Consider the following 22,508-nt stretch of genomic DNA (forward strand, 5'->3'; position numbering starts at 1 on the left):
CTTTTACTCAAATGGCAAAAGAAAAATACGATCGTAGTAAACCACACGTTAACATTGGTACTATCGGACACGTTGACCACGGTAAAACTACCCTAACTGCAGCTATCACAACTGTTTTGGCACGTCGCTTGCCTTCAGCAGTTAACCAACCTAAAGACTATGCGTCTATCGATGCTGCTCCAGAAGAACGCGAACGCGGTATCACTATCAACACTGCGCACGTTGAGTACGAAACTGAAAAACGTCACTACGCTCACATCGACGCTCCAGGACACGCGGACTACGTTAAAAACATGATCACTGGTGCCGCTCAAATGGATGGAGCTATCCTTGTAGTAGCTTCAACTGATGGACCAATGCCACAAACTCGTGAGCACATCCTTCTTTCACGTCAGGTTGGTGTTAAACACCTTATCGTCTTCATGAACAAAATTGACTTGGTAGACGACGAAGAATTGCTTGAATTGGTTGAAATGGAAATCCGTGACCTCTTGTCAGAATACGACTTCCCAGGTGACGATCTTCCAGTTATCCAAGGTTCAGCTCTTAAAGCTCTTGAAGGTGACTCTAAGTACGAAGACATCATCATGGAATTGATGAACACTGTTGATGAGTACATCCCAGAACCAGAACGTGACACAGACAAACCATTGCTTCTTCCAGTCGAAGACGTATTCTCAATCACTGGACGTGGTACAGTTGCTTCAGGACGTATCGACCGTGGTACTGTTCGTGTTAACGACGAAATCGAAATCGTTGGTATCAAAGAAGAAACTCAAAAAGCAGTTGTTACTGGTGTTGAAATGTTCCGTAAACAACTTGACGAAGGTCTTGCAGGAGATAACGTAGGTGTCCTTCTTCGTGGTGTTCAACGTGACGAAATCGAACGTGGACAAGTTATCGCTAAACCAGGTTCAATCAATCCACACACTAAATTCAAAGGTGAAGTTTATATCCTTACTAAAGAAGAAGGTGGACGTCACACTCCATTCTTCAACAACTACCGTCCACAATTCTACTTCCGTACTACTGACGTTACAGGTTCAATCGAACTTCCAGCAGGTACTGAAATGGTAATGCCTGGTGATAATGTGACTATCGACGTTGAGTTGATCCACCCAATCGCCGTAGAACAAGGTACTACATTCTCTATCCGTGAGGGTGGACGTACTGTTGGTTCAGGTATGGTTACAGAAATCGAAGCTTAATTCGATTTAGTTCCCAGAAGAACAATTATTTAAGTCAGACACTAAAAGAATCTTGCCTTGCAAGGTTCTTTTTTCATTCTATTTTTTTAAGAAGGCCTTCTAGTATAGCGATATGATAGATTTTTTGGTATAATAAAAGTTATGGAAATCGAAAAAACCAATCGCATGAATGCGCTTTTTGAATTTTATGCTGCGCTTTTGACAGATAAGCAGATGAATTATATTGAACTCTACTATGCAGATGATTACAGTCTTGCTGAGATTGCTGAAGAGTTCGGTGTTAGTCGTCAAGCTGTTTACGACAATATCAAGCGGACAGAAAAGATTTTGGAAGACTATGAGATGAAATTACACATGTACTCAGACTACATTGTCCGCAGTCAGATTTTTGACCAGATCTTGGAGCAGTATCCCAAGGATGATTTTCTGCAGGAGCAGATAGAAATTTTAACAAGTATTGACAATCGGGAGTAATCATGGGCAGTCTAGTTATTTATCAAGGATTACCTTGCAAACTATTAGCCGCAGAGGAACCATTTCCTACTCGACTACAGATTATCTCGCCCAATGATATCTCCAAAGCTATGAAAATAGGTTTTAGCTGTTGGGGATATCCAAATGAAATCATGAAAGAAATCACACCCGAAGAACTTGAGTGTTTGCAACATTTCGGACGATTTCCACTGAATTGAGTAAATAGGAGAAAAAAATGGCATTTGAAAGTTTAACAGAACGTTTGCAGAACGTCTTTAAAAATCTACGTAAAAAAGGAAAAATCTCTGAGGCTGATGTCCAAGAAGCGACTAAAGAGATTCGTTTGGCCTTGCTTGAAGCCGACGTTGCCTTGCCTGTTGTAAAGGACTTTATCAAGAAGGTTCGTGAACGTGCTGTCGGACATGAGGTCATTGATACCCTCAATCATGCCCAACAGATTATCAAAATCGTTGACGAGGGACTGACAGCTGTTTTAGGTTCTGATACGGCAGAAATTATCAAGTCACCTAAGATTCCTACGATTATCATGATGGTCGGTTTGCAGGGGGCTGGTAAAACAACCTTTGCTGGTAAGCTGGCTAACAAACTCAAGAAGGAAGAAAATGCACGTCCTTTGATGATTGCGGCGGATATTTATCGTCCAGCTGCCATTGATCAGTTGAAAACACTTGGACAGCAAATTGATGTTCCTGTCTTTGCACTTGGAACAGAAGTACCAGCTGTTGAGATTGTTCGCCAAGGTTTGGAGCAAGCGAAGGCCAATCACAACGACTATGTCTTGATTGATACGGCAGGGCGTTTGCAGATTGACGAACTCCTCATGAATGAGCTTCGTGACGTAAAAGCCTTGGCTCAACCAAACGAAATTCTGCTCGTAGTTGATGCCATGATTGGTCAAGAAGCAGCCAATGTTGCCCGTGAGTTTAATGCTCAGTTAGAAGTGACTGGGGTCATCCTTACCAAGATTGATGGGGATACTCGTGGCGGTGCTGCTTTGTCCGTTCGCCATATCACTGGTAAACCTATCAAGTTCACTGGTACGGGTGAAAAGATCACGGATATTGAAACCTTCCACCCAGACCGTATGTCTAGCCGTATCCTTGGTATGGGGGATATGTTCACTTTGATTGAGAAAGCTTCTCAGGAATACGATGAGCAAAAAGCCCTTGAAATGGCTGAGAAAATGCGTGAAAACACCTTTGATTTCAATGATTTCATCGATCAATTGGATCAGGTGCAAAACATGGGGCCAATGGAAGATTTGCTTAAGATGATTCCAGGTATGGCTAACAATCCAGCCCTTCAAAATATGAAGGTGGATGAGCGCCAGATTGCTCGTAAACGTGCCATCGTATCTTCGATGACTCCTGAGGAGCGTGAAAATCCTGATTTGTTAAATCCAAGTCGTCGCCGTCGTATCGCTGCAGGTTCTGGAAATACCTTTGTCGAAGTCAATAAATTCATCAAGGACTTTAATCAGGCCAAACAGCTCATGCAAGGGGTCATGTCTGGTGATATGAACAAGATGATGAAACAAATGGGCATCAATCCAAATAACCTCCCTAAAAATATGCCAAATATGGGCGGGATGGATATGTCTGCCCTTGAAGGAATGATGGGACAAGGTGGCATGCCAGATATGTCAGCTCTTGGAGGAGCTGGAATGCCAGATATGAGCCAGATGTTTGGTGGCGGACTTAAAGGTAAAATCGGTGAATTTGCCATGAAACAGTCTATGAAACGTATGGCCAACAAGATGAAAAAAGCTAAGAAAAAACGCAAATAAAAAGGGAAGCAGAAGTGCTTTCCTTTTTTATATAAAATATGTACTTTCTATGATTAGGTAATTTTCTTAATCAAAAATTACTAAATAGAAAGAGTGATTTCAAATCCTTGCATCCATTCGGATTTTACTGTGATTTCGATTTTTAAAGCATCTGCTAATTGTTTGACCAGATAGAGACCCATGCCTGTTGATTTTTTCCTTGTCTCTCCTGAATCACCTGTAAAGCCTTTTTCAAAGATATGAGGGAGGTCGCAAGCTTTAACTCCGCAGCCATTATCCCTAATAATCAGACTTGTGCGCCCCTTGTCTCTTGACATAGAAATACTGAGTTTGGGCTTGTCAGAGCTGTATTTAAGGGCGTTGGCGAGGATTTGGGAGAGGATAAATTCAAAACTGCGTTGATCAGTGTAGCAGGTTCCTTGTATATTTTCTAGCTGAATCGTAAAATTCTTTTCTTTGAGCAAGGGATCAAAGTTTTCCAAAAGATCTTGGATACATTCTTTTAGGTCAAGGTCATCAAATAGAAAATCATTTTTCTCACTTTTCACCCTATAGTAGAATAGGATTTGTGATACATTTCCTTGAATTTGATTTTTCACATAGTCCAACTTAAATGCTGTATCCTTCGGCAGTTGGTCGCTTTGGTTGTCCAAAAGGAGGGAAAGAAGCGATAGAGGGAGTTTAATCTCATGTGCCCATTTTTCAACATAGTCCTCGTACTCGGCTAGTAATGAGTTGAGCTTTCCTATTTCAGTCTGCTTTTGATAAAGTGTATCTGCCATTTGTTCAATGCTTTCTTTCTCTGAGGCACTTGATAAATGCAATAATTCAAGCTCAGTATCCGTCTTGGGATTGGCTATAAAGGCTTTATAGGCAGCGGATTTTTTTCTTTCTTTTCTTATAAGTAAGAATGATAGGATGAAAAAGAGCAGGACGGTAGCTAAAATATAGAGTAAGATGAGGGCTTGAAACATTCTCACATCTGAAAGCCAAAGCAGGACAGCTGTAAATAGATCAAATGCTAAGAGAACAAGTAACCAAGGTAGGTAAGTAGATAGATATTTTAGATTATGTTTCATCTGGACTTACCTCTTCTAGCTTGTACCCAATACCTCTGACGGACTTGACCTGAAGTGCAATGCCAGCCTGTTTCATCACCTTTTTGAGCCTTGCAATATTTACTTGAAGAGCATTTTCATCGATGAACTCAGTTGTATTCCACAGTTTCATGCTTAGCTCTTCTTTTGTGACGACAGAATCAGTTGCCACTAATAAGGTTTCTAATAATTTCCCTTGATTTTGAGGGAGTAAAATCGAATGTCCGTTGATATAAAGGGTATAGGTATTTCGATCCAGCAGGAAATTATCTTTTTCAAGTAGAATTTGCCTACCTTCATAGCGTTTCAAGATGTTTTCTATACGAGCCAAGAATCTTTCTTTCTTGAAAGGCTTTGTTAGGTACTCATCAGCCCCTAATTTTAGGGCATAAATCTCATCTTTTAATTGTTCACGGGAAGTGAGAACCAATATGGGCACAGAGCGTTTTGACTTGAGATTTTTACAAATTTGAAAACCTGTTTCTCCTGGCAAATTCAAATCCAGTATGATTAGATCCGTATCGTATTGCAGCACTTGCTGGGTTGTATCTTTGAAGTCAGTCAACTTATCAACCTGATAACCCGCTTTCTCTAACAAGATGACAATTTCATCTCGAATCAAGGCCTCATCTTCAATAACCAGAATATGCTTCATATCGGTTCCTCCTTTTCCTAATTTATTCTACCTTATTCATCTCTTTTGGGTTCCATTAAGCACAATAAGTACTTGTTGCTATTTTTCTTTACAATTCTAATATAGATGACTTCGAAGCCTGCTAAAAGCAGTACTATCAGCATGGCTGTGATAAATTTCTGCCCCATGACCATTCTTGCACTGGCTGGTACTATTCCTGTGAGGAGGGAGCCCACTCCGAAGCTACTACTGATAAGTGCAAGGGCTATTGGCAGACCGAAATACCAGTTGACTTGCTTTTCTGACGATTTACAAAGAGTTTCGTAATTAGCTCCAAGATGAATCAAGGTTTGGTATCGTCTGTAGGATTGTCTCTGACCCATCAAAAATTGAACGCCGATGATTGTATTTGCCACAACAAGGAAGATGATAGCCAGATAGATGGTGACATAGCTGGCAGAGATAATGTAAAATAATTGTCTTCCCATATTTTGTATATAGCTTTCATAGCCAAGAGAGGTTTGATTTAGCTTTTTATTGGTATCTGAGATAGCTCTCATCAGGCCTTTTTCCTTGACTAGCTCAGGAGCCAAGATACCGCTGACATAGTTTGAATAGTGACCGTCTGTATAGCTCATAAAGGTCTCATCTGGGACTATGAGGGCAACAGAGAGGGTTATTTCACGATCCGTTACGATTGGCAAAGACTCCACCTCTCCAATCAATTTTACATCATTTTCCATGACTTTGATTTGAGGCTTCGTCTTCAGAACAGAGTTGACGAGACTTTCATCTGGCAGAAAATCTTTCCCCATATACAAATATGCTTCCTTACTAGTTAATTCTAGAGGAGGGAGATTGGCAGTCTTTCTGAGTTCGTTGTATTCGGAAACAGGCATGAGGTGGGAAGTAGTAGACTGTTTAAATTTATGGAGCAAAATTTCCTTGTTCTTGCTGTCTTTTTGCTTTTTCAACTCCTTGATGACCTCTTCGAAGGACACGGACTCGTGTTCTTTAGGCATGCCCACTTTAATTTGCAGAATCTTTGAAAACTGTGATGCTAGTCCAGCAGCTTCAAGCTCTTTTTTTACTGTATTTACATCAAGATTTTCATCTGTTTCCTGCTTGCTATCTCTAAATGTATAATCCAATACGTGGGTTTGATTGCCTGAATTGCCACTTGCAATGGCAACACCTGCTCCAAAGAGGCACAAGGCAGAGAAGATTAAGAGGGAGCAGATAGCCAGTATAGTTGAGCGCTGGATAACTAATTCCTGAATCTGTCTAAAATTATAGGCATGAAGTTTTCGATTGTTTCCAAGCTTGACCAAAAAGTCTATAAATAAACGCATACCAAAGAAGAGGAGGATAGTTCCTAGAGTCCCCAAGAAAACAGTGATGCCCATGGTTATAACACTCTCCCAAGCTCGTCCACTCATACCCATGTAATAGGCTGTTCCTAGAAGCAAAATCCCGAGGACAGAAACAAGAAGGTACACACCCTTGGGGAGTAGTTTCTTCATTCCAGAAGGAGAATAGGATAGCAGGTTTCCGATTTCCTTATTGGCTGTTTTTGCACTTAAAAGGACAAAAACAGCTAATTTTACGGCTAGGAAGCCAATGACTGTATAGAGTAGAGCTGTGGTAGATAGAGAAAATTGATGTTCAATAATCCCTAGTCCTACAATTTTAGCGGTTATTAGGCTAATCAGTTCTGAAATTAAGATAGAAATAGGAAGGCCTATTCCAAGGGCAAGGATACTGTTTCTCAAATCCTCAAGCAGAAGTAGCAAGAACAGTTTGCTTCTTCGCATTCCCAGTGTGAGATAGACACCAAATTCATGTCTTCTCCTTTCCATCTGCATACTACTTGCGAAGTAGACTAGAAAAAAGAGAATAAAGAGCGTTGCAACATAAAGAATGGGAATCATGCTAAAGAGTTTATCTACAGCATGACTCTCTATTTGTTTTAGAAATACCATCACATCTTGATGGGACAAAGAAAGGATGATGTAAAAGGAAATAATAGAAAGAACCATGGAACTGAAGTACAAGCCATTATTCTTTCGATCTCTCTTGCTATTTCTTGAGACTAATTTAGAAAACATTGCCATCACCTCCAGCCAGTGCAGCCATGACCTTTAGTATTCTGTGGTAAAAATCTTCCTGACTTTCTCTTGGATAATCGCGTCGGATTTCATGGAATAGTTTTCCGTCTTGGATAAACAAGATGCGGTTGCAAAAGCTGGCAGCGACGGAATCGTGGGTCACCATGAGAATGGTGGTTTCTTCAACTTGATTCATTTCGGATAATTTTTGCATTAAAATAGTTGCATTTTTTGAATCCAAAGCCCCTGTGGGCTCATCCGCAAATACAATCTTAGGTTCTAAAATCAAGGCGCGCGCAGCAGCTACCCTTTGCCGTTGACCACCTGATAATTGAGATGGGAACTTATCCAGAAGTTCAGAAATATCCAGATATTGGGAAAGCAATTCTAACCGAACCTTGCTTTCGTTAGCATCGACCTTGTGCAAAGACAAGGGAAGTAAAATATTTTCTTTGGCTGTCAAATTGTCCAAAAGCTCAAAATTCTGAAAGAGGTAGCCAATTTCCTTGCCACGATAATCAGCTAACTGACTACCTTTTAACTGACCTAAATCCTTTTCTTGCATTTGAATGGAGCCGTCAGTTGGCTTTATGATAGTGGCTAGACAGTTAAGAAGGGTTGTTTTCCCAGAACCACTACTCCCCATAATCCCTAAGAACTCACCTTTGACAACTTGAAAAGATATGCCGTTCAAGGCCTTGGTGATATTCGGCTCTTTTCCATAATGCTTTGTTAATGATTCTACTCGTAAAATTGTTTCCATGTGAAACACCTCCATCTTTTGTTACTTTCATTATAGTATGAATCAGAGTAGAATAACACTTACGGATGATGTCAGAAATCTTTATCTCTGACATTTATAGTCAGATTATTTTAGCTATACTTATTATATTATAGCATGGTTTTAGGGATTTAAAAAGGAGAGTAGAGGTTGAGAAATTTTCCTAATATTGAAATCATAAAAAATAATACCACTGAAGTTCATGCTCCAGCGGTATTATCTTACAGGAAAATCTATTTCCGTTCTTATTTTCTATTGTTACTTCATTTAAATCTGACAAAGAATAATTGTAGCAAGCTAGTTTTAAAGAATTCTCTTCAGCCTACACTATTTTTTATCCAAAGATAAATCTCACTATACGATTACTGGCTTTCTCTGTTGCCTTATTAATATCATCTTTTTTCCAATAGGGCTTTACAGTATTGCCATAAGTTTCTACAAGAGCAGTCGCTAAGGGATAAATGCTATTAACATAGCCTAATTTACTCTTTTGTGTTGTAGATACCTTTGTTCTAAACCATTCATTTCCAATTGTTTATAGCCAATAAAACAGTAAGAGAATTTGATTTTATTGTTTTTTTGATTTATAATTATAATAGGTTAGATTTGTATAGTATTAAATTTTCGGAGGATACATGGATGCCAAGAGAAGGAGTGACTATTTACGATTTATTAATTTCGTGTCCCGGGGATGTTACTGGCTATCTTCAATTAATTAAGGAAGCTGTTGATAATTTTAATAAACTATATGGTAGTTTGAATAATATACAAGTATCAATCAAGCATTGGTCAACGGATAGCTTTCCTGAATCAGGTGATAAACCACAGGAATTATTGAATAAGCAAATTGTTAGGGAATGTGATGCAGCTGTTGCTATATTTTGGACAAGATTTGGTACAGCAACAGATAATTATGGATCAGGAACGGAAGAAGAAATTGAGGAGATGCTATCAGCTGATAAACAAGTTTTTATGTACTTTTTAGAAGCTCCGATAATTCCGTCTAATATAGACATTAAGCAATATGAAAAAGTGCAAGAATTTAAAGAAAGATATAAAGATAGAGGGATATTTTTTATAGTTAATGACGAGAGTGATTTTCAAAGGCTTTTTACAAATCATCTATCACTTTATTTTTTAAAATTAATTTCAGAAAAAGAAACTTATCAAAACAAAAATATAAAACCGTTTGTGACAATAAGGGATAAAAATACATTATCTGACGAAAATGTTTTACCTAAACAATTTAGTTTACTGGAGTCAAAATTTATCAATGAAAAGCAAAGTAGGATTAATGAATATATAGATGAACTAAACAGTACCGTAATTTCTGAAGAATCAGGTATATTAGAAGATAAAACTAAACAGTTGATCATACATTCAAAAGAAGATGCGAATGTTGATTTTCTTTATAAAATGGCTGATCCTGTGGTTATTAGTGATGAATTCAAAGATACTATAAATAATTTCGCTAAAGAAAACCAAATCAAACTACATGAAAATTTTTGGTACTTAGGAAATTTAAGGAAAGATAAATTTCAGGTAAAAATTCCTTTCGGTAACAGTAGTCCTTCGTATATAGGGTCTGATAGGGAAAAGAAACGCTTTTCTAAATTAAACAAATTATATTGGGAAATAATATCTTACAAAGAGTATATTGAATATTTCACATACATAGATAACATTAAATTTGTCGAACTAATCGTTTCTAACTTAGGAAAAACATATGATGAAGATATTGATGTAAAACTAATGGTACCAAAAGGTTGTCTATTAAAACATAATAACTTACTTTATCCAGGAGAGAACATAATTGAGGAGATACAGGAAATTGAATTAGATGAATTGCTATTTAAAATTGAAGAAAGTGACTCAGTTGATGCTTACTCTTATTTTCAAATAATCCCATCAAATATAGAAAGAATTAATATTAATCCGTCTCTCACATATATTACAAAACCCAGTTATGAAGATCAAAAATACAACTATAAAAACTCTTTAGAACACATATTTATATATAAAAATTTTACAAATTCAGAATTTGATATTTTAAGATTTGGCATTGAGTATTTGAAACATAACTCCTCAATGGCATTTCCATCGATACTAATGTTTGAGAATGTTCCTCAAACGATTGAATATGAGATTACTTCAAAATATATACCGGATGTAGTGAAGGGTAAGATACATTTAAAAATTGATTAATAGGTGTTTAATTGGTTAATAGAGCTCAGGAAGTATTCAGAAAATTTAGGTAGTAAGGAAATAATAAATAAAGAAATAGATTTGATTAGTGAGTTTGAATATAATAATGATTTTTACCGTGTTTATGAATTGTGTGAGGATAATACAGATTATGCTAGAATTGTTAGCAAGTCTAAGAAAGGTATGTATATAGAAAGTACCAAAAAGGTTAAAATGATATTAGGTTTAAATACTGAAAAATAGTTTTTGTTGTTAAATTGTTGTTAAAGCAAAATAAAAAGCCTTAGAAATATTGATTTCTAGGCTTTTTTTAACTCATTAACTCTATTCCCACTCAACGGTTGCTGGTGGTTTACTTGTAATATCGTAGACGATACGGTTAACGTGGTCTACTTCGTTTACGATACGTACAGAGATTTTTTGAAGGACTTCCCAAGGGATCTTGGCAAAATCAGCTGTCATACCATCGATAGAAGTGATAGCGCGAATGGCAATGGTGTAGTCATATGTACGACCGTCACCCATAACACCTACTGAACGAACGCCTGTGTTGACAGTGAAATATTGCCAGATATCACGGTCAAGACCTGCTTTAGCAATTTCTTCACGAAGGATGGCATCCGACTCACGAACAGTTTCAAGTTTTTCCTCAGTGATTTCGCCCATGACACGGATAGCAAGCCCTGGTCCTGGGAATGGTTGGCGCCATACGATGTGGTCTGGCATACCAAGCTCTGTACCAAGGGCACGAACTTCGTCCTTGTAAAGAGTGTTGAGTGGTTCGATGAGTTCAAACTGCATGTCTTCTGGAAGACCACCAACATTGTGGTGTGATTTGATGGTTTGAGCAGTATCTGTACCAGACTCAATCACGTCAGTGTAAAGCGTTCCCTGAGCAAGGAATTTTACATCTTTGAGCTTGCTTGCTTCGTCATCAAAGACATAAACAAACTCGTTACCGATGATTTTACGTTTTTGTTCAGGGTCAGAAACGCCGGCAAGTTTATCAAGGAAGCGTTTTGAAGCATCAGCTTTGACAATATTCAAACCAAACTTACCACCAAGCATGTCCATAACTTGGTCAGCCTCTCCCTTACGAAGAAGACCGTGGTCTACAAAGATACAGATTAATTGATCACCGATTGCTTTTTGAAGAAGAACTCCAACAACAGAAGAGTCAACACCACCTGATAGGCCGAGAAGAACGCGCTTGTCACCTACAGTTTCACGGATTTTCTTGATCTGCATATCGATAAAGTTGTCCATTGACCAGTCACCTTTAGCTTTACAGATTTTAAGGGCAAAGTTGCGAAGGATATCATTCCCGTATACAGAATGGCGAACTTCTGGGTGGAATTGGATACCATAGATGTGCTTATCAGGGTTTTCAATAGCTGCATAAGGACAGTCAGCAGAAGTTCCAGTACGAACGAAATCAGCTGGAATCTCTGTAACAGCATCGCCATGGCTCATCAAAACAATCTGTTCTTCAGGAGTCCCTTCAAAGAGGGCAGAAGTGGTATGGGTAAGTGGTGATTGGCCATACTCACGGTTACCAGCATCACCCGCAGGGACAACTTTTCCTCCAAGTTTATGAGTTAAAAGTTGCATACCGTAGCAGATTCCCAAAATTGGAATACCAAGTTCAAAAATTTCTGGGTCAATATCAAATGAACCATCTTCATATACAGAGTTTGGTCCACCAGAGAGGATAATTCCTACAGGGTTTATCGCACGAACCTCTGCGGCTGAGATTTTGTGACTTTTTAGCTCTGAAAAAACACCGATCTCACGGATACGGCGTGAAATCAGCTGGTTGTATTGGCTACCATAGTCCAGCACGATGATTTTTTCGACATCTTGCAAATCAGTTGAAATGTTGCTCATCTTTTTCCTTTCTCAAAAGAAATATCTTTTTCAATATTCTATCACAAATAGGGGCGAATTACCAACTAAACAAGGCAAAGTTTGACTTTTTCTTAGCAAATACGGTACAATGGAGAAAATAAAGAAAAGAAGTGAGAATCATGTTACCAGCTTATATGAAAATCCACGATCAGATCAAGAAGGATATAGATGAGCATCATTGGAAAATCGGAGAGAGACTTCCAAGTGAGCGAGATTTAGCGGAACAGTTTCAGGTTAGTCGGATGACCTTGCGACAAGCTATCTCTCTCTTGGTTGAGGAAGGAGTTTTGGAGCGTCGTGTAGGAAGTGGAACCTTTGTTTCTAGTACTCGGGTCCAAGAAAAAATGCGGGGGACGACCAGTTTTACGGAGATTGTCAAATCTCAGGGGAAAGTTCCTTCCAGTCAACTCATTTCTTATAGAAGAACCATTCCCAACGAGCAGGAAGTGGCAAAGCTAGGCATTTCACCAACTGAAAATATCATCCGTATGGAACGGGTACGTTATGCTGATCAAGTTCCGTTAGTCTATGAAGTAGCATCTATACCTGAGAAATTTATTAAAAGTTTTAAGAAAGAAGAAGTAACCAGCCATTTCTTTCAAACCTTACAAGAACATGGTTACCGAATTGGCAAATCCCAACAGACTATTTATGCGAGATTGGCTAAGGAAAAGATAGCTCACTATCTGGAAGTTGAAAAAGGGCATGCCATTTTAGCCTTGACTCAGGTCTCTTATCTTGAAGATGGGACGGCTTTCGAGTATGTAAAGAGTCAATACGTGGGCGAACGCTTTGAATTTTATCTTGAAAATAACTAGTCTAGAAAGGCTAGTTTTTTGTTTTAGAAAAGATTAGAATTGTCAAAACAATCTGTCTAGGCTTGATTTTATCTATTATTTACTATAAAATGAGAAGGAAAAACGTCAAACTTTTATATTGCAAATAGGAGAAAAAATGACAAAAACATTAAAACGTCCTGAGGTTTTATCACCTGCAGGAACTTTAGAGAAGCTGAAAGTAGCTGTTCAATATGGTGCGGACGCAGTCTTCATCGGTGGACAGGCCTATGGTCTTCGTAGCCGTGCTGGAAACTTTACCTTTGAACAGATGGAAGAAGGAGTCCAGTTTGCTGCAAAGTACGGTGCCAAGGTCTATGTAGCTGCCAACATGGTTATGCACGAAGGAAACGAAGCTGGTGCTGGAGAATGGTTCCGTAAGTTGCGTGACATCGGGATTGCAGCAGTTATCGTGTCAGATCCGGCCTTGATCATGATTGCAGCAACTGAAGCACCAGGTCTCGAAATCCACCTTTCCACTCAAGCCAGTGCGACTAACTATGAAACTCTTGAGTTCTGGAAAGAACTTGGTCTAACTCGTGTGGTTTTGGCACGTGAAGTTTCAATGGAAGAATTGGCAGAGATTCGCAAACGCACTGATGTAGAAATTGAGGCCTTTGTCCATGGAGCCATGTGTATTTCTTACTCAGGTCGCTGTACGCTATCAAACCACATGAGTATGCGTGATGCCAACCGTGGTGGTTGTTCACAGTCTTGTCGTTGGAAATACGATCTTTACGACATGCCCTTTGGTCAAGAACGCAAGAGCCTTAAAGGTGAAATTCCAGAAGAATTTTCAATGTCAGCCGTTGACATGTCCATGATTGACCATATTCCAGATATGATCGAAAACGGTGTAGACAGTCTGAAGATTGAAGGCCGTATGAAGTCCATTCACTATGTTTCAACTGTGACCAACTGTTACAAGGCGGCTGTGGATGCATATCTTGAAAGTCCTGAGAAGTTTGAAGCTATCAAGCAAGACTTGGTAGACGAGATGTGGAAGGTTGCCCAACGTGAATTGGCAACAGGTTTCTACTACGGTACGCCGTCTGAAAATGAACAGTTATTTGGCGCACGTCGTAAAATTCCTGAATACAAGTTTGTCGCTGAAGTGGTAGCGTATGATGATGCGACTCAAACGGCAACTATTCGTCAACGAAACGTTATTAACGAAGGTGACCAAGTTGAGTTCTACGGCCCAGGTTTCCGTCATTTTGAGACTTATATCGAAGATCTTCATGATGCCAAGGGCAATAAAATCGACCGCGCTCCAAATCCAATGGAACTCTTGACCATCAAGGTTCCTCAACCTGTTCAAGCAGGGGATATGGTTCGCGCTCTCAAGGAAGGTCTTATCAATCTCTATAAAGAAGACGGAACAAGCGTTACAGTTCGTGCCTAGACAAGGAAAAGTGAATGATTCAAGCACAAGGATTTTTGGTAGATAATGAAAGCAGATGTGTTCACTATCATGGTGAAAAGGACATCGTTTCCCTTCAGTGCTATGAATGTAAAAAATACTATGCTTGCTATCAGTGTCATAATGCTATAGAAACGCATGTATTTTCGCCCTATCCCTTGGCGCTTACCGAGGGTCAACCGATTTTATGTGGGGCTTGTAAGAGGACAATGACATTTCAAGAATATCAAAAACAGATAGCTTGTCCTTATTGTAGCGCTCCATTTAATCCAGGTTGCAAACAACATCATTCCTATTATTTTAAATAAGATGAATTCATCCAAGTTTCAAACTTGGATTTTTTCACTTTGTTTCAGAAAACAAAGTGAAAGTGGAAAAACACTCGCTCTAAAATGAGAAATTTTTCTATATAATAGGATAAAAATGGCAAAAATAGAAATAAATTATCTGAAACGCTTTCAATGTGAGTAAAAAGTTGACAAAAACAAATTTTAGGACTAAACTAAGTAAGTAAATTTTAAATAAAAGGAGAATTCATCATGAATTTAACATTTTTCGGTCTTTGTCTTGCCTGTATGGGTGTATCCCTTGCAGAAGGTATGTTGATGAACGGTTTGTTCAAATCAGCTGCTCGCCAACCAGACATCATTCCACAATTGCGTAGCTTAATGATCATGGGGATTGCCTTTATTGAAGGAACATTCTTTGTAACTCTCGTATTTTCATTTATCATCAAATAAAGAGAAGTATAAAATGGAAAAGGGAGGATTCTAGATGGAAGAAAGTATCAATCCAACCATCAATATTGGTCCTGTTACCTTTGATTTGACCTTGACAGCCTTGACCCTGCTGTCTGTAGTCGTTATTTTTGGCTTTATCTATTGGGCAAGTCGGAATATGACTGTGAAACCCAAAGGAAAGCAAAATGTACTGGAGTATCTCTATGACTTCGTAGTCGGATTTACAGAACCTAATGTAGGCTCACGGTACATGAAAGATTACTCACTCTTTTACTTGTGTTTATTTCTTTTTATGGTGATCGCAAACAATCTTGGTTTGATGGCCAAACTTCAAACTACAGATGGGACAAACCTTTGGACATCGCCAACTGCCAATCTTCAATTTGACTTGGCCTTGTCATTTGGAATTATCCTGATGACCCATATAGAAGGAATTCGTCGCCGTGGTGTTAAAAAGTATCTGAAAGGCTTTGTTACCCCAGGTTTTATGACACCGATGAATCTCCTTGAAGAAGTCACGAATTTCCTATCACTTGCTTTGCGGGTATTCGGAAATATCTTTGCCGGAGAAGTGATGGCTAGTCTGCTCATCACACTTTCTCATCAGGCTCTTTATTGGTATCCAGTCGCATTTGTTACCAATCTAGTCTGGACGGCGTTTTCTGTGTTTATTTCCTGTGTTCAGGCTTATGTATTCACAGTCTTGTCTTCTATGTATCTAGGAAATAAAATTAATGATGAAGAGTAGAAAGGAGTAACAGATGCAAGTAACAGTAGGTGAATTAATTGGTAACTTTATTTTAATCGCTGGCTCTTTTATCCTTTTGATTGTCTTAGTTAAGAAATATGCGTGGTCAAACTTGACAAGTGTCTTCGAAGAAAGGGCAAATAAAATTGCTGCTGATATTGATGGAGCTGAACAGGCTCGTCAAAAAGCAGAAACTCTTGCCCAAAAACGTGAAGATGAATTAGCTGGTAGTCGCAACGAAGCCAAAACAATCATTGAAAATGCTAAAGAGACTGCAGAGAAGAGTAAAGCAAATATTCTGGCAGATGCTAAAGTTGAAGCAGGTCGCTTAAAAGAGAAGGCGAATCAAGAAATTGCTCAGAATAAAGCTGAGGCTTTGCAAAGTGTTAAGGGCGAGGTGGCAGATTTGACGATTAGTCTCGCTGGTAAAATCATCTCAAAAAACCTTGACAGTCATGCTCATAAGGAACTCATTGATCAATATATCGATCAGCTAGGAGAAGCCTAATGGACAAGAAAACAGCAAAGGTAATTGAAAAGTACAGCATGCCTTTTGTCCAATTAGTGATTGAAAAAGGAGAAGAGGACCGGATTTTTTCAGACTTGGATCAAATCAAGCAAGTCGCAGAAGAAACGGGCTTACCTTCTTTTTTAGCTCAGGTGGCAGTTGATGAGTCTGATAAGGAAAAAACAGTTGGTTTTTTTCAAGACTCTGTCTCACCTTTAATGCAAAACTTTATTCAGGTTCTGATTTACAATCACAGAGCAAATCTTTTTTATGATATCATTGTTGATTGTTTGAATCGTCTTGAAAGAGAAACCAATCATTTTGTAGTTACGATTTCTTCAGCTCATCCTTTAACGGACGAACAGAAGGAACGTTTGCTTCCCTTGATAGAGAAAAAAATGTCTCTGAAAGTACGGAGTATCAAAGAACAAATTGATGAAGGGCTCATTGGTGGTTTTGTCATTTTTGCTAATCACAAGACAATTGATGTGAGTATTAAACAACAACTTCGAGTTGTTAAAGAAAATTTGAAATAGAAAGTGGTGTTCTTTTGGCAATTAACGCACAAGAAATCAGCGCTTTAATTAAGCAACAAATTGAAAATTTCAAACCCAATTTTGATGTGTCTGAAACAGGTGTTGTAACCTATATCGGGGACGGAATTGCGCGTGCTCACGGTCTTGAAAATGCCATGAGTGGAGAGCTGTTGATTTTTGAAAACGGCTCTTATGGGATGGCGCAAAACTTGGAGTCTACAGACGTTGGGATTATCATCCTTGGAGACTTTACAGATATTCGTGAAGGTGATACCATTCGCCGTACAGGTAAAATCATGGAAGTCCCTGTGGGTGACAGCCTGATTGGACGTGTTGTCGACCCACTTGGTCGTCCAGTTGATGGTCTTGGAGAAATCCATACTGACAAAACTCGTCCAGTAGAAGCGCCAGCTCCTGGCGTTATGCAACGTAAGTCTGTATCAGAACCATTGCAAACTGGTTTGAAAGCTATTGACGCCCTTGTACCGATTGGTCGTGGTCAACGTGAGTTGATTATTGGTGACCGTCAGACAGGGAAAACAACTATTGCAATTGATACTATCTTGAACCAAAAAGGGCAAGATATGATCTGTATCTATGTAGCGATTGGACAAAAAGAATCAACAGTTCGTACGCAAGTAGAAACACTTCGTCAGTACGGTGCCTTGGACTACACAATCGTTGTGACAGCCTCTGCTTCACAACCATCTCCATTGCTCTTCCTAGCTCCTTATGCTGGGGTGGCTATGGCAGAAGAGTTTATGTACCAAGGGAAGCATGTTTTGATCGTTTATGATGATCTTTCAAAACAAGCGGTAGCTTATCGTGAACTTTCTCTCTTGCTTCGTCGTCCACCAGGTCGTGAAGCCTTCCCAGGGGATGTTTTCTACCTCCACAGCCGTTTGCTTGAGCGCTCAGCTAAAGTTTCTGATGAACTTGGTGGTGGTTCAATCACAGCCCTACCATTTATCGAAACGCAAGCAGGAGATATCTCTGCATATATCGCAACCAACGTAATTTCAATTACAGATGGGCAAATCTTCCTTGGAGATGGTCTCTTTAATGCAGGGATTCGTCCAGCTATTGATGCGGGTTCATCTGTATCTCGTGTAGGTGGTTCCGCTCAAATCAAAGCCATGAAGAAAGTAGCTGGTACGCTTCGTATCGACCTTGCTTCTTACCGTGAACTAGAGGCCTTCACTAAGTTCGGTTCTGATTTGGATGCAGCAACACAGGCTAAGTTGAACCGCGGACGTCGTACGGTAGAAGTATTGAAACAACCAGTTCACAAGCCTTTGCCTGTTGAGAAACAAGTTACCATCCTGTATGCTTTGACACACGGATTCTTGGATACAGTTCCAGTGAATGACATTGTTCGTTTTGAGGAAGAGTTCCATGATTTCTTTGATGCGCAACATCCAGAGATTTTGGAAACCATTCGTGAAACAAAAGACTTGCCAGAAGAAGCAGTCTTGGATGCTGCGATTACAGAGTTTCTCAATCAATCCAGCTTCCAATAAGAATAGAGGTGTCAGATGGCAGTATCTCTAAATGATATTAAAACAAAAATCGCCTCAACAAAAAATACTAGTCAAATCACTAATGCCATGCAAATGGTATCGGCTGCCAAGTTAGGTCGCTCTGAAGAAGCAGCACGCAATTTTCAAGTTTATGCTCAGAAGGTACGTAAGCTTTTGACGGATATTCTGCATGGTAACGGATCTGGTGGTTCTACCAATCCGATGCTCATTAGTCGTCCAGTCAAAAAGACAGGCTATATTGTCATCACTTCAGACCGTGGCTTGGTTGGAGGTTATAATGCTTCCATCCTTAAAGCCGTTATGGAGTTGAAAGAAGAATACCATCCAGATGGTAAAGATTTTGAGATAATCTGTATCGGTGGTATGGGAGCTGATTTCTTTAAGGCTCGTGGCATTCAACCAATCTATGAATTACGAGGCTTGGCCGACCAACCTAGTTTTGATGAAGTTCGTAAAATTATTTCAAAAACGATTGAGATGTATCAAAATGAACTTTTTGACGAACTCTATGTCTGCTATAATCACCACGTCAATACACTTACCAGTCAAATGCGTGTGGAGCAAATGCTTCCGATTGTTGACCTTGATCCAAACGAAGCAGATGAGGAGTATAGCTTGACATTTGAGTTGGAAACAAGCCGAGAAGAAATTTTGGAGCAATTGTTGCCACAGTATGCTGAAAGTATGATTTATGGTGCCATTATCGATGCCAAGACAGCTGAAAATGCCGCTGGTATGACAGCTATGCAGACAGCGACTGATAATGCCAAGAAAGTCATCAATGATTTGACCATCCAGTATAACCGTGCCAGACAGGCGGCGATTACACAAGAAATTACAGAAATTGTAGCAGGTGCTAGTGCCTTAGAATAAGGCTTTACCCTGTACATATCAAAATGAACTTAGGGCCTAGGTAAACTAGGAACCGACAGTATCTTATATAGAATAGGAGAAGGAGATGAGTTCAGGTAAAATTGCTCAGGTTATTGGACCCGTTGTAGACGTTTTGTTTGCGGCAGGGGAAACACTTCCTGAGATTAACAATGCACTTGTCGTCTACAAAAATGACGAAAGAAAAACAAAAATCGTCCTTGAAGTAGCCTTGGAGTTGGGTGATGGTATGGTCCGTACTATCGCCATGGAATCAACAGATGGTTTGACTCGTGGAATGGAAGTTTTGGACACAGGTCGTCCAATCTCTGTGCCAGTAGGTAAAGAAACTTTGGGACGTGTCTTCAATGTTTTGGGAGATACCATTGACTTGGATGCTCCTTTTGCTGAAGACGCTGAGCGTCAGCCAATTCATAAAAAAGCTCCAACTTTTGATGAGTTGTCTACGTCTTCTGAAATTCTCGAAACTGGGATTAAGGTTATCGACCTTCTTGCCCCTTACCTTAAAGGTGGGAAAGTTGGACTCTTTGGTGGTGCCGGAGTTGGTAAAACCGTCTTGATCCAAGAATTGATTCACAATATTGCTCAAGAACACGGTGGTATTTCGGTATTTACCGGTGTTGGGGAACGTACTCGTGAAGGGAATGACCTTTACTGGGAAATGAAAGAGTCAGGCGTTATCGAGAAAACAGCCATGGTATTTGGTCAGATGAATGAGCCACCAGGAGCACGTATGCGTGTCGCCCTTACTGGTTTGACAATTGCCGAATACTTCCGTGATGTAGAAGGCCAAGATGTGCTTCTCTTTATCGACAATATATTCCGTTTCACTCAAGCTGGTTCAGAAGTATCTGCCCTTTTGGGTCGTATGCCTTCAGCCGTTGGTTACCAACCAACACTTGCTACGGAAATGGGTCAATTGCAAGAACGTATCACATCAACTAAGAAAGGTTCTGTAACCTCTATCCAGGCTATCTATGTGCCAGCGGATGACTATACTGACCCTGCGCCAGCAACAGCCTTCGCTCACTTGGATTCAACGACCAACTTGGAGCGTAAGTTGGTACAGTTGGGTATCTATCCAGCCGTTGATCCGTTGGCTTCAAGCTCTCGTGCCTTGGCACCTGAAATTGTCGGAGAAGAGCACTATGCAGTTGCTGCTGAAGTCAAACGTGTCCTTCAACGTTACCATGAATTGCAAGATATCATTGCTATCCTTGGTATGGATGAGCTTTCTGATGAAGAAAAGACCTTGGTTGCTCGTGCCCGTCGTATCCAGTTCTTCTTGTCACAAAACTTCAACGTTGCAGAACAATTTACTGGTCAACCTGGTTCTTATGTACCAGTAGCAGAAACAGTTCGTGGTTTCAAGGAAATCCTTGATGGTAAACATGACCACTTGCCAGAAGACGCCTTCCGTGGTGTCGGTTCAATCGAAGACGTCATTGCTAAGGCAGAGAAAATGGGATTTTAAGAGGTGATCTATGGCTCAGTTAACTGTCCAGATCGTGACACCAGATGGCCTCGTCTATGATCACCATGCCAGCTTTGTATCGGTACGAACTCTGGATGGTGAGATGGGGATCTTGCCACGACATGAAAATATGATTGCGGTTTTAGCGGTTGATGAAGTAAAGGTAAAACGAATCGATGATGATACTCATGTGAACTGGATTGCAGTGAACGGAGGAATTATCGAGATTGCCAATGACATCATTACCATCGTAGCAGACTCAGCAGAACGCGCTCGTGATATCGATATCAGTCGTGCAGAACGTGCGAAACTTCGCGCTGAACGTGAAATCGAAGAAGCTCAAGACAAGCACTTAATCGACCAAGAACGACGCGCTAAGATTGCTCTTCAACGTGCTATTAACCGTATCAATGTCGGAAATAAACTATAATCAAAAAATGAACTTGAAACTCAAGTTCATTTTTTTTAATGTGGGAAGTTGATGCAAACTGCTTCAGGAACATGGAAGTCGTTAGAAAGCTCCGCAAGACGGCCACTTTCAGGATTACGCTTAAAGACGGTTGCATTATCAGAATCTTGGTGAACAGCAATGAGAAACTCTTGATCAGGAGTTAGGTCGAAATCACGTGGATTTTGTCCATGTGTTGGTACTATCTCTAATAATTCCAGACTGCCATCAGCGAGGATTGTATAGACGGCAATGGAATCGTGGCCTCGATTGGATGCATAAAGGTATTTACCATCTTTTGAGAGACGAATGGCAGCAGTAGCATTGAATCCCTCATAGCCATCTGGTAAGGTTGAAATGACTTGCATGCGTTCAAATTCACCAACCCCATCGTAAATCAAGACTTCAATGGTACTATTAAGTTCGCAAATGAGATAGGCAATCTTATAGTGATGGTGGAAAACGATGTGGCGTGCACCTGCTCCAGCTTGGCTGTGATAAGTGTAGAGTTTATTTAGTTTTCCTTCTGGACTAACATCATAGGTCGTTACTTCATCTGTTCCTAGATCACATGTGACAAGGTACTGGTCAGGTGTTAGATCCGTAAAGTGTACATGTGGGGAAGTTTGGTTTTCATGAGGACCATGTCCACTATGCTGAACTAGATCTGTTTGGATGAGGCTACCATCCGTTTGACGTTTATAAACCAGAACTTGACCTTTATGATAGTTGGCCCCATAAACGAGATTACGCTTTTCATCCACTGCCACATAACAATGGGGAGCGCCTTCTTCAACCACATGATTTAACAAAGTACCATCTGTCTTGTAGGCAGCGATTCCACCCAAGCCATCCTGACTCCCTACGGTGTATAAGTGTTGTTGTTGGTCAAAGGCAAGGTAGGTCGGACTTGGTTCAGGAGCAAAGAGTTCAAGATTTGCAAGCTGGCCTGTCTCTGTATCAAAATCTGCCTTGTAAATCCCTTTAGATAAGCGACGAGTGTAAGTTCCAAAATAAACAGTTTCTTTCATGTCCATACCTCTTAATAATGATAAGTTCATTATACCACAAAATGACAGTCTGGAAGTGTTCATTTAATCTATGTAAGCACTTTAATAAGAGTTATTTTAAATTAAAAATG

At 39.8% G+C, this 22,508-nt stretch carries 23 protein-coding genes; 17 read left to right on the top strand and 6 right to left on the bottom strand.

Translation table 11 applies throughout. From position 1 onward, the window contains the following. The first annotated feature begins 11 nt into the window (after positions 1–11). The 4 genes from tuf (at position 12) to ffh (ending at position 3,489) form a co-directional block, all read left to right on the top strand. Positions 12–1,208, top strand: coding sequence for an elongation factor Tu (gene tuf / locus B7705_RS03735; RefSeq protein WP_001040719.1), 1,197 nt, complete (start codon positions 12–14; stop codon positions 1,206–1,208). Between the two features lie 141 nt (positions 1,209–1,349). Beyond that, on the top strand, positions 1,350–1,682 hold the full coding sequence (locus B7705_RS03740) for a putative DNA-binding protein (protein ID WP_000402061.1): 333 nt from the start codon (positions 1,350–1,352) through the stop codon (positions 1,680–1,682). Between the two features lie 2 nt (positions 1,683–1,684). Continuing rightward, positions 1,685–1,900, top strand: coding sequence for a hypothetical protein (locus B7705_RS09965; RefSeq protein ID WP_000535217.1), 216 nt, complete (start codon positions 1,685–1,687; stop codon positions 1,898–1,900). A 17-nt stretch (positions 1,901–1,917) separates the two neighbouring features. After that, a complete protein-coding gene (gene ffh, locus B7705_RS03750; RefSeq protein WP_084947887.1) occupies positions 1,918–3,489 on the top strand; it encodes a signal recognition particle protein in 1,572 nt (523 codons plus the stop codon). Between the two features lie 80 nt (positions 3,490–3,569). Here ffh and B7705_RS03755 read toward each other — a convergent pair whose 3' ends face one another. Genes B7705_RS03755 through B7705_RS03770 form a run of 4 tightly spaced genes read right to left on the bottom strand, consistent with a single transcriptional unit; the run spans position 3,570 to position 8,091 of the window. Further along, positions 3,570–4,568, bottom strand: coding sequence for a sensor histidine kinase (locus tag B7705_RS03755; RefSeq protein ID WP_084947890.1), 999 nt, complete (start codon positions 4,566–4,568; stop codon positions 3,570–3,572). Then, a complete protein-coding gene (locus B7705_RS03760) occupies positions 4,558–5,241 on the bottom strand; it encodes a response regulator transcription factor (protein ID WP_084947892.1) in 684 nt (227 codons plus the stop codon). The genes B7705_RS03755 and B7705_RS03760 overlap by 11 nt, the downstream gene beginning before the upstream one ends. A 32-nt stretch (positions 5,242–5,273) precedes the next feature. Next, the gene (locus tag B7705_RS03765; protein WP_084947895.1) at positions 5,274–7,328 is read right to left on the bottom strand and encodes an FtsX-like permease family protein; all 2,055 of its coding nucleotides are present in this window, start codon (positions 7,326–7,328) and stop codon (positions 5,274–5,276) included. Beyond that, positions 7,318–8,091: an ABC transporter ATP-binding protein gene (locus tag B7705_RS03770; protein ID WP_084947896.1), complete on the bottom strand. Its 774-nt coding sequence runs from the start codon at positions 8,089–8,091 to the stop codon at positions 7,318–7,320. The genes B7705_RS03765 and B7705_RS03770 overlap by 11 nt, the downstream gene beginning before the upstream one ends. Before the next feature lie 657 nt (positions 8,092–8,748). Here B7705_RS03770 and B7705_RS03775 point away from each other — a divergent pair. Further along, positions 8,749–10,314, top strand: coding sequence for a hypothetical protein (locus B7705_RS03775; protein ID WP_084947899.1), 1,566 nt, complete (start codon positions 8,749–8,751; stop codon positions 10,312–10,314). 3 nt (positions 10,315–10,317) lie between these two features. Beyond that, positions 10,318–10,557, top strand: a complete 240-nt coding sequence (locus tag B7705_RS03780) for a hypothetical protein (RefSeq protein ID WP_084947901.1) — start codon at positions 10,318–10,320, stop codon at positions 10,555–10,557. 81 nt (positions 10,558–10,638) lie between these two features. On the opposite strand, the gene guaA is transcribed toward B7705_RS03780, so the two are convergent. Then, entirely contained in the window at positions 10,639–12,201 is a 1,563-nt protein-coding gene (guaA, locus tag B7705_RS03785; RefSeq protein WP_000065696.1) for a glutamine-hydrolyzing GMP synthase, read from the bottom strand. 140 nt (positions 12,202–12,341) lie between these two features. Here guaA and B7705_RS03790 point away from each other — a divergent pair, with 140 nt between their 5' ends. The 11 genes from B7705_RS03790 to B7705_RS03840 all read left to right on the top strand — a co-directional run bounded on the left by B7705_RS03790 (position 12,342) and on the right by B7705_RS03840 (position 21,349). Continuing rightward, positions 12,342–13,040: a GntR family transcriptional regulator gene (locus B7705_RS03790; RefSeq protein WP_000936176.1), complete on the top strand. Its 699-nt coding sequence runs from the start codon at positions 12,342–12,344 to the stop codon at positions 13,038–13,040. Positions 13,041–13,176: 136 nt separating this feature from the next. Further along, positions 13,177–14,463: a peptidase U32 family protein gene (locus B7705_RS03795; RefSeq protein WP_000169095.1), complete on the top strand. Its 1,287-nt coding sequence runs from the start codon at positions 13,177–13,179 to the stop codon at positions 14,461–14,463. A 14-nt stretch (positions 14,464–14,477) separates the two neighbouring features. Beyond that, positions 14,478–14,789: a CHY zinc finger protein gene (locus tag B7705_RS03800; protein ID WP_084947904.1), complete on the top strand. Its 312-nt coding sequence runs from the start codon at positions 14,478–14,480 to the stop codon at positions 14,787–14,789. A 231-nt stretch (positions 14,790–15,020) separates the two neighbouring features. After that, positions 15,021–15,221, top strand: a complete 201-nt coding sequence (locus B7705_RS03805; RefSeq protein WP_001054555.1) for a F0F1 ATP synthase subunit C — start codon at positions 15,021–15,023, stop codon at positions 15,219–15,221. A 34-nt stretch (positions 15,222–15,255) separates the two neighbouring features. After that, positions 15,256–15,969 carry a F0F1 ATP synthase subunit A gene (atpB, locus tag B7705_RS03810; protein WP_038806145.1) on the top strand — a complete coding sequence of 238 codons (714 nt, stop codon included), beginning with the start codon at positions 15,256–15,258 and terminating at the stop codon, positions 15,967–15,969. Positions 15,970–15,982: 13 nt separating this feature from the next. Next, on the top strand, positions 15,983–16,477 hold the full coding sequence (gene atpF / locus B7705_RS03815) for a F0F1 ATP synthase subunit B (protein WP_038806144.1): 495 nt from the start codon (positions 15,983–15,985) through the stop codon (positions 16,475–16,477). Then, on the top strand, positions 16,477–17,013 hold the full coding sequence (locus B7705_RS03820) for a F0F1 ATP synthase subunit delta (protein ID WP_038806143.1): 537 nt from the start codon (positions 16,477–16,479) through the stop codon (positions 17,011–17,013). Before atpF ends, B7705_RS03820 begins: the two co-directional genes overlap by 1 nt. A 14-nt stretch (positions 17,014–17,027) precedes the next feature. Beyond that, entirely contained in the window at positions 17,028–18,533 is a 1,506-nt protein-coding gene (atpA, locus tag B7705_RS03825) for a F0F1 ATP synthase subunit alpha (protein WP_038806142.1), read from the top strand. A 15-nt stretch (positions 18,534–18,548) separates the two neighbouring features. Beyond that, entirely contained in the window at positions 18,549–19,427 is an 879-nt protein-coding gene (locus B7705_RS03830) for a F0F1 ATP synthase subunit gamma (RefSeq protein ID WP_000301229.1), read from the top strand. An 85-nt stretch (positions 19,428–19,512) separates the two neighbouring features. Beyond that, a complete protein-coding gene (atpD, locus tag B7705_RS03835; protein ID WP_000094370.1) occupies positions 19,513–20,919 on the top strand; it encodes a F0F1 ATP synthase subunit beta in 1,407 nt (468 codons plus the stop codon). Positions 20,920–20,929: 10 nt separating this feature from the next. Continuing rightward, complete coding sequence (locus B7705_RS03840; protein ID WP_000068036.1) at positions 20,930–21,349, top strand: F0F1 ATP synthase subunit epsilon; 420 nt, start codon at positions 20,930–20,932, stop codon at positions 21,347–21,349. A gap of 35 nt (positions 21,350–21,384) precedes the next feature. On the opposite strand, the gene B7705_RS03845 is transcribed toward B7705_RS03840, so the two are convergent. Further along, positions 21,385–22,398: a lactonase family protein gene (locus B7705_RS03845; RefSeq protein ID WP_084947907.1), complete on the bottom strand. Its 1,014-nt coding sequence runs from the start codon at positions 22,396–22,398 to the stop codon at positions 21,385–21,387. Between the last annotated feature and the right edge of the window lie 110 nt (positions 22,399–22,508).

The organism is Streptococcus oralis subsp. dentisani, assembly GCF_002096685.1.
GTDB classification, from domain to species: Bacteria; Bacillota; Bacilli; order Lactobacillales; family Streptococcaceae; genus Streptococcus; species Streptococcus oralis_AD.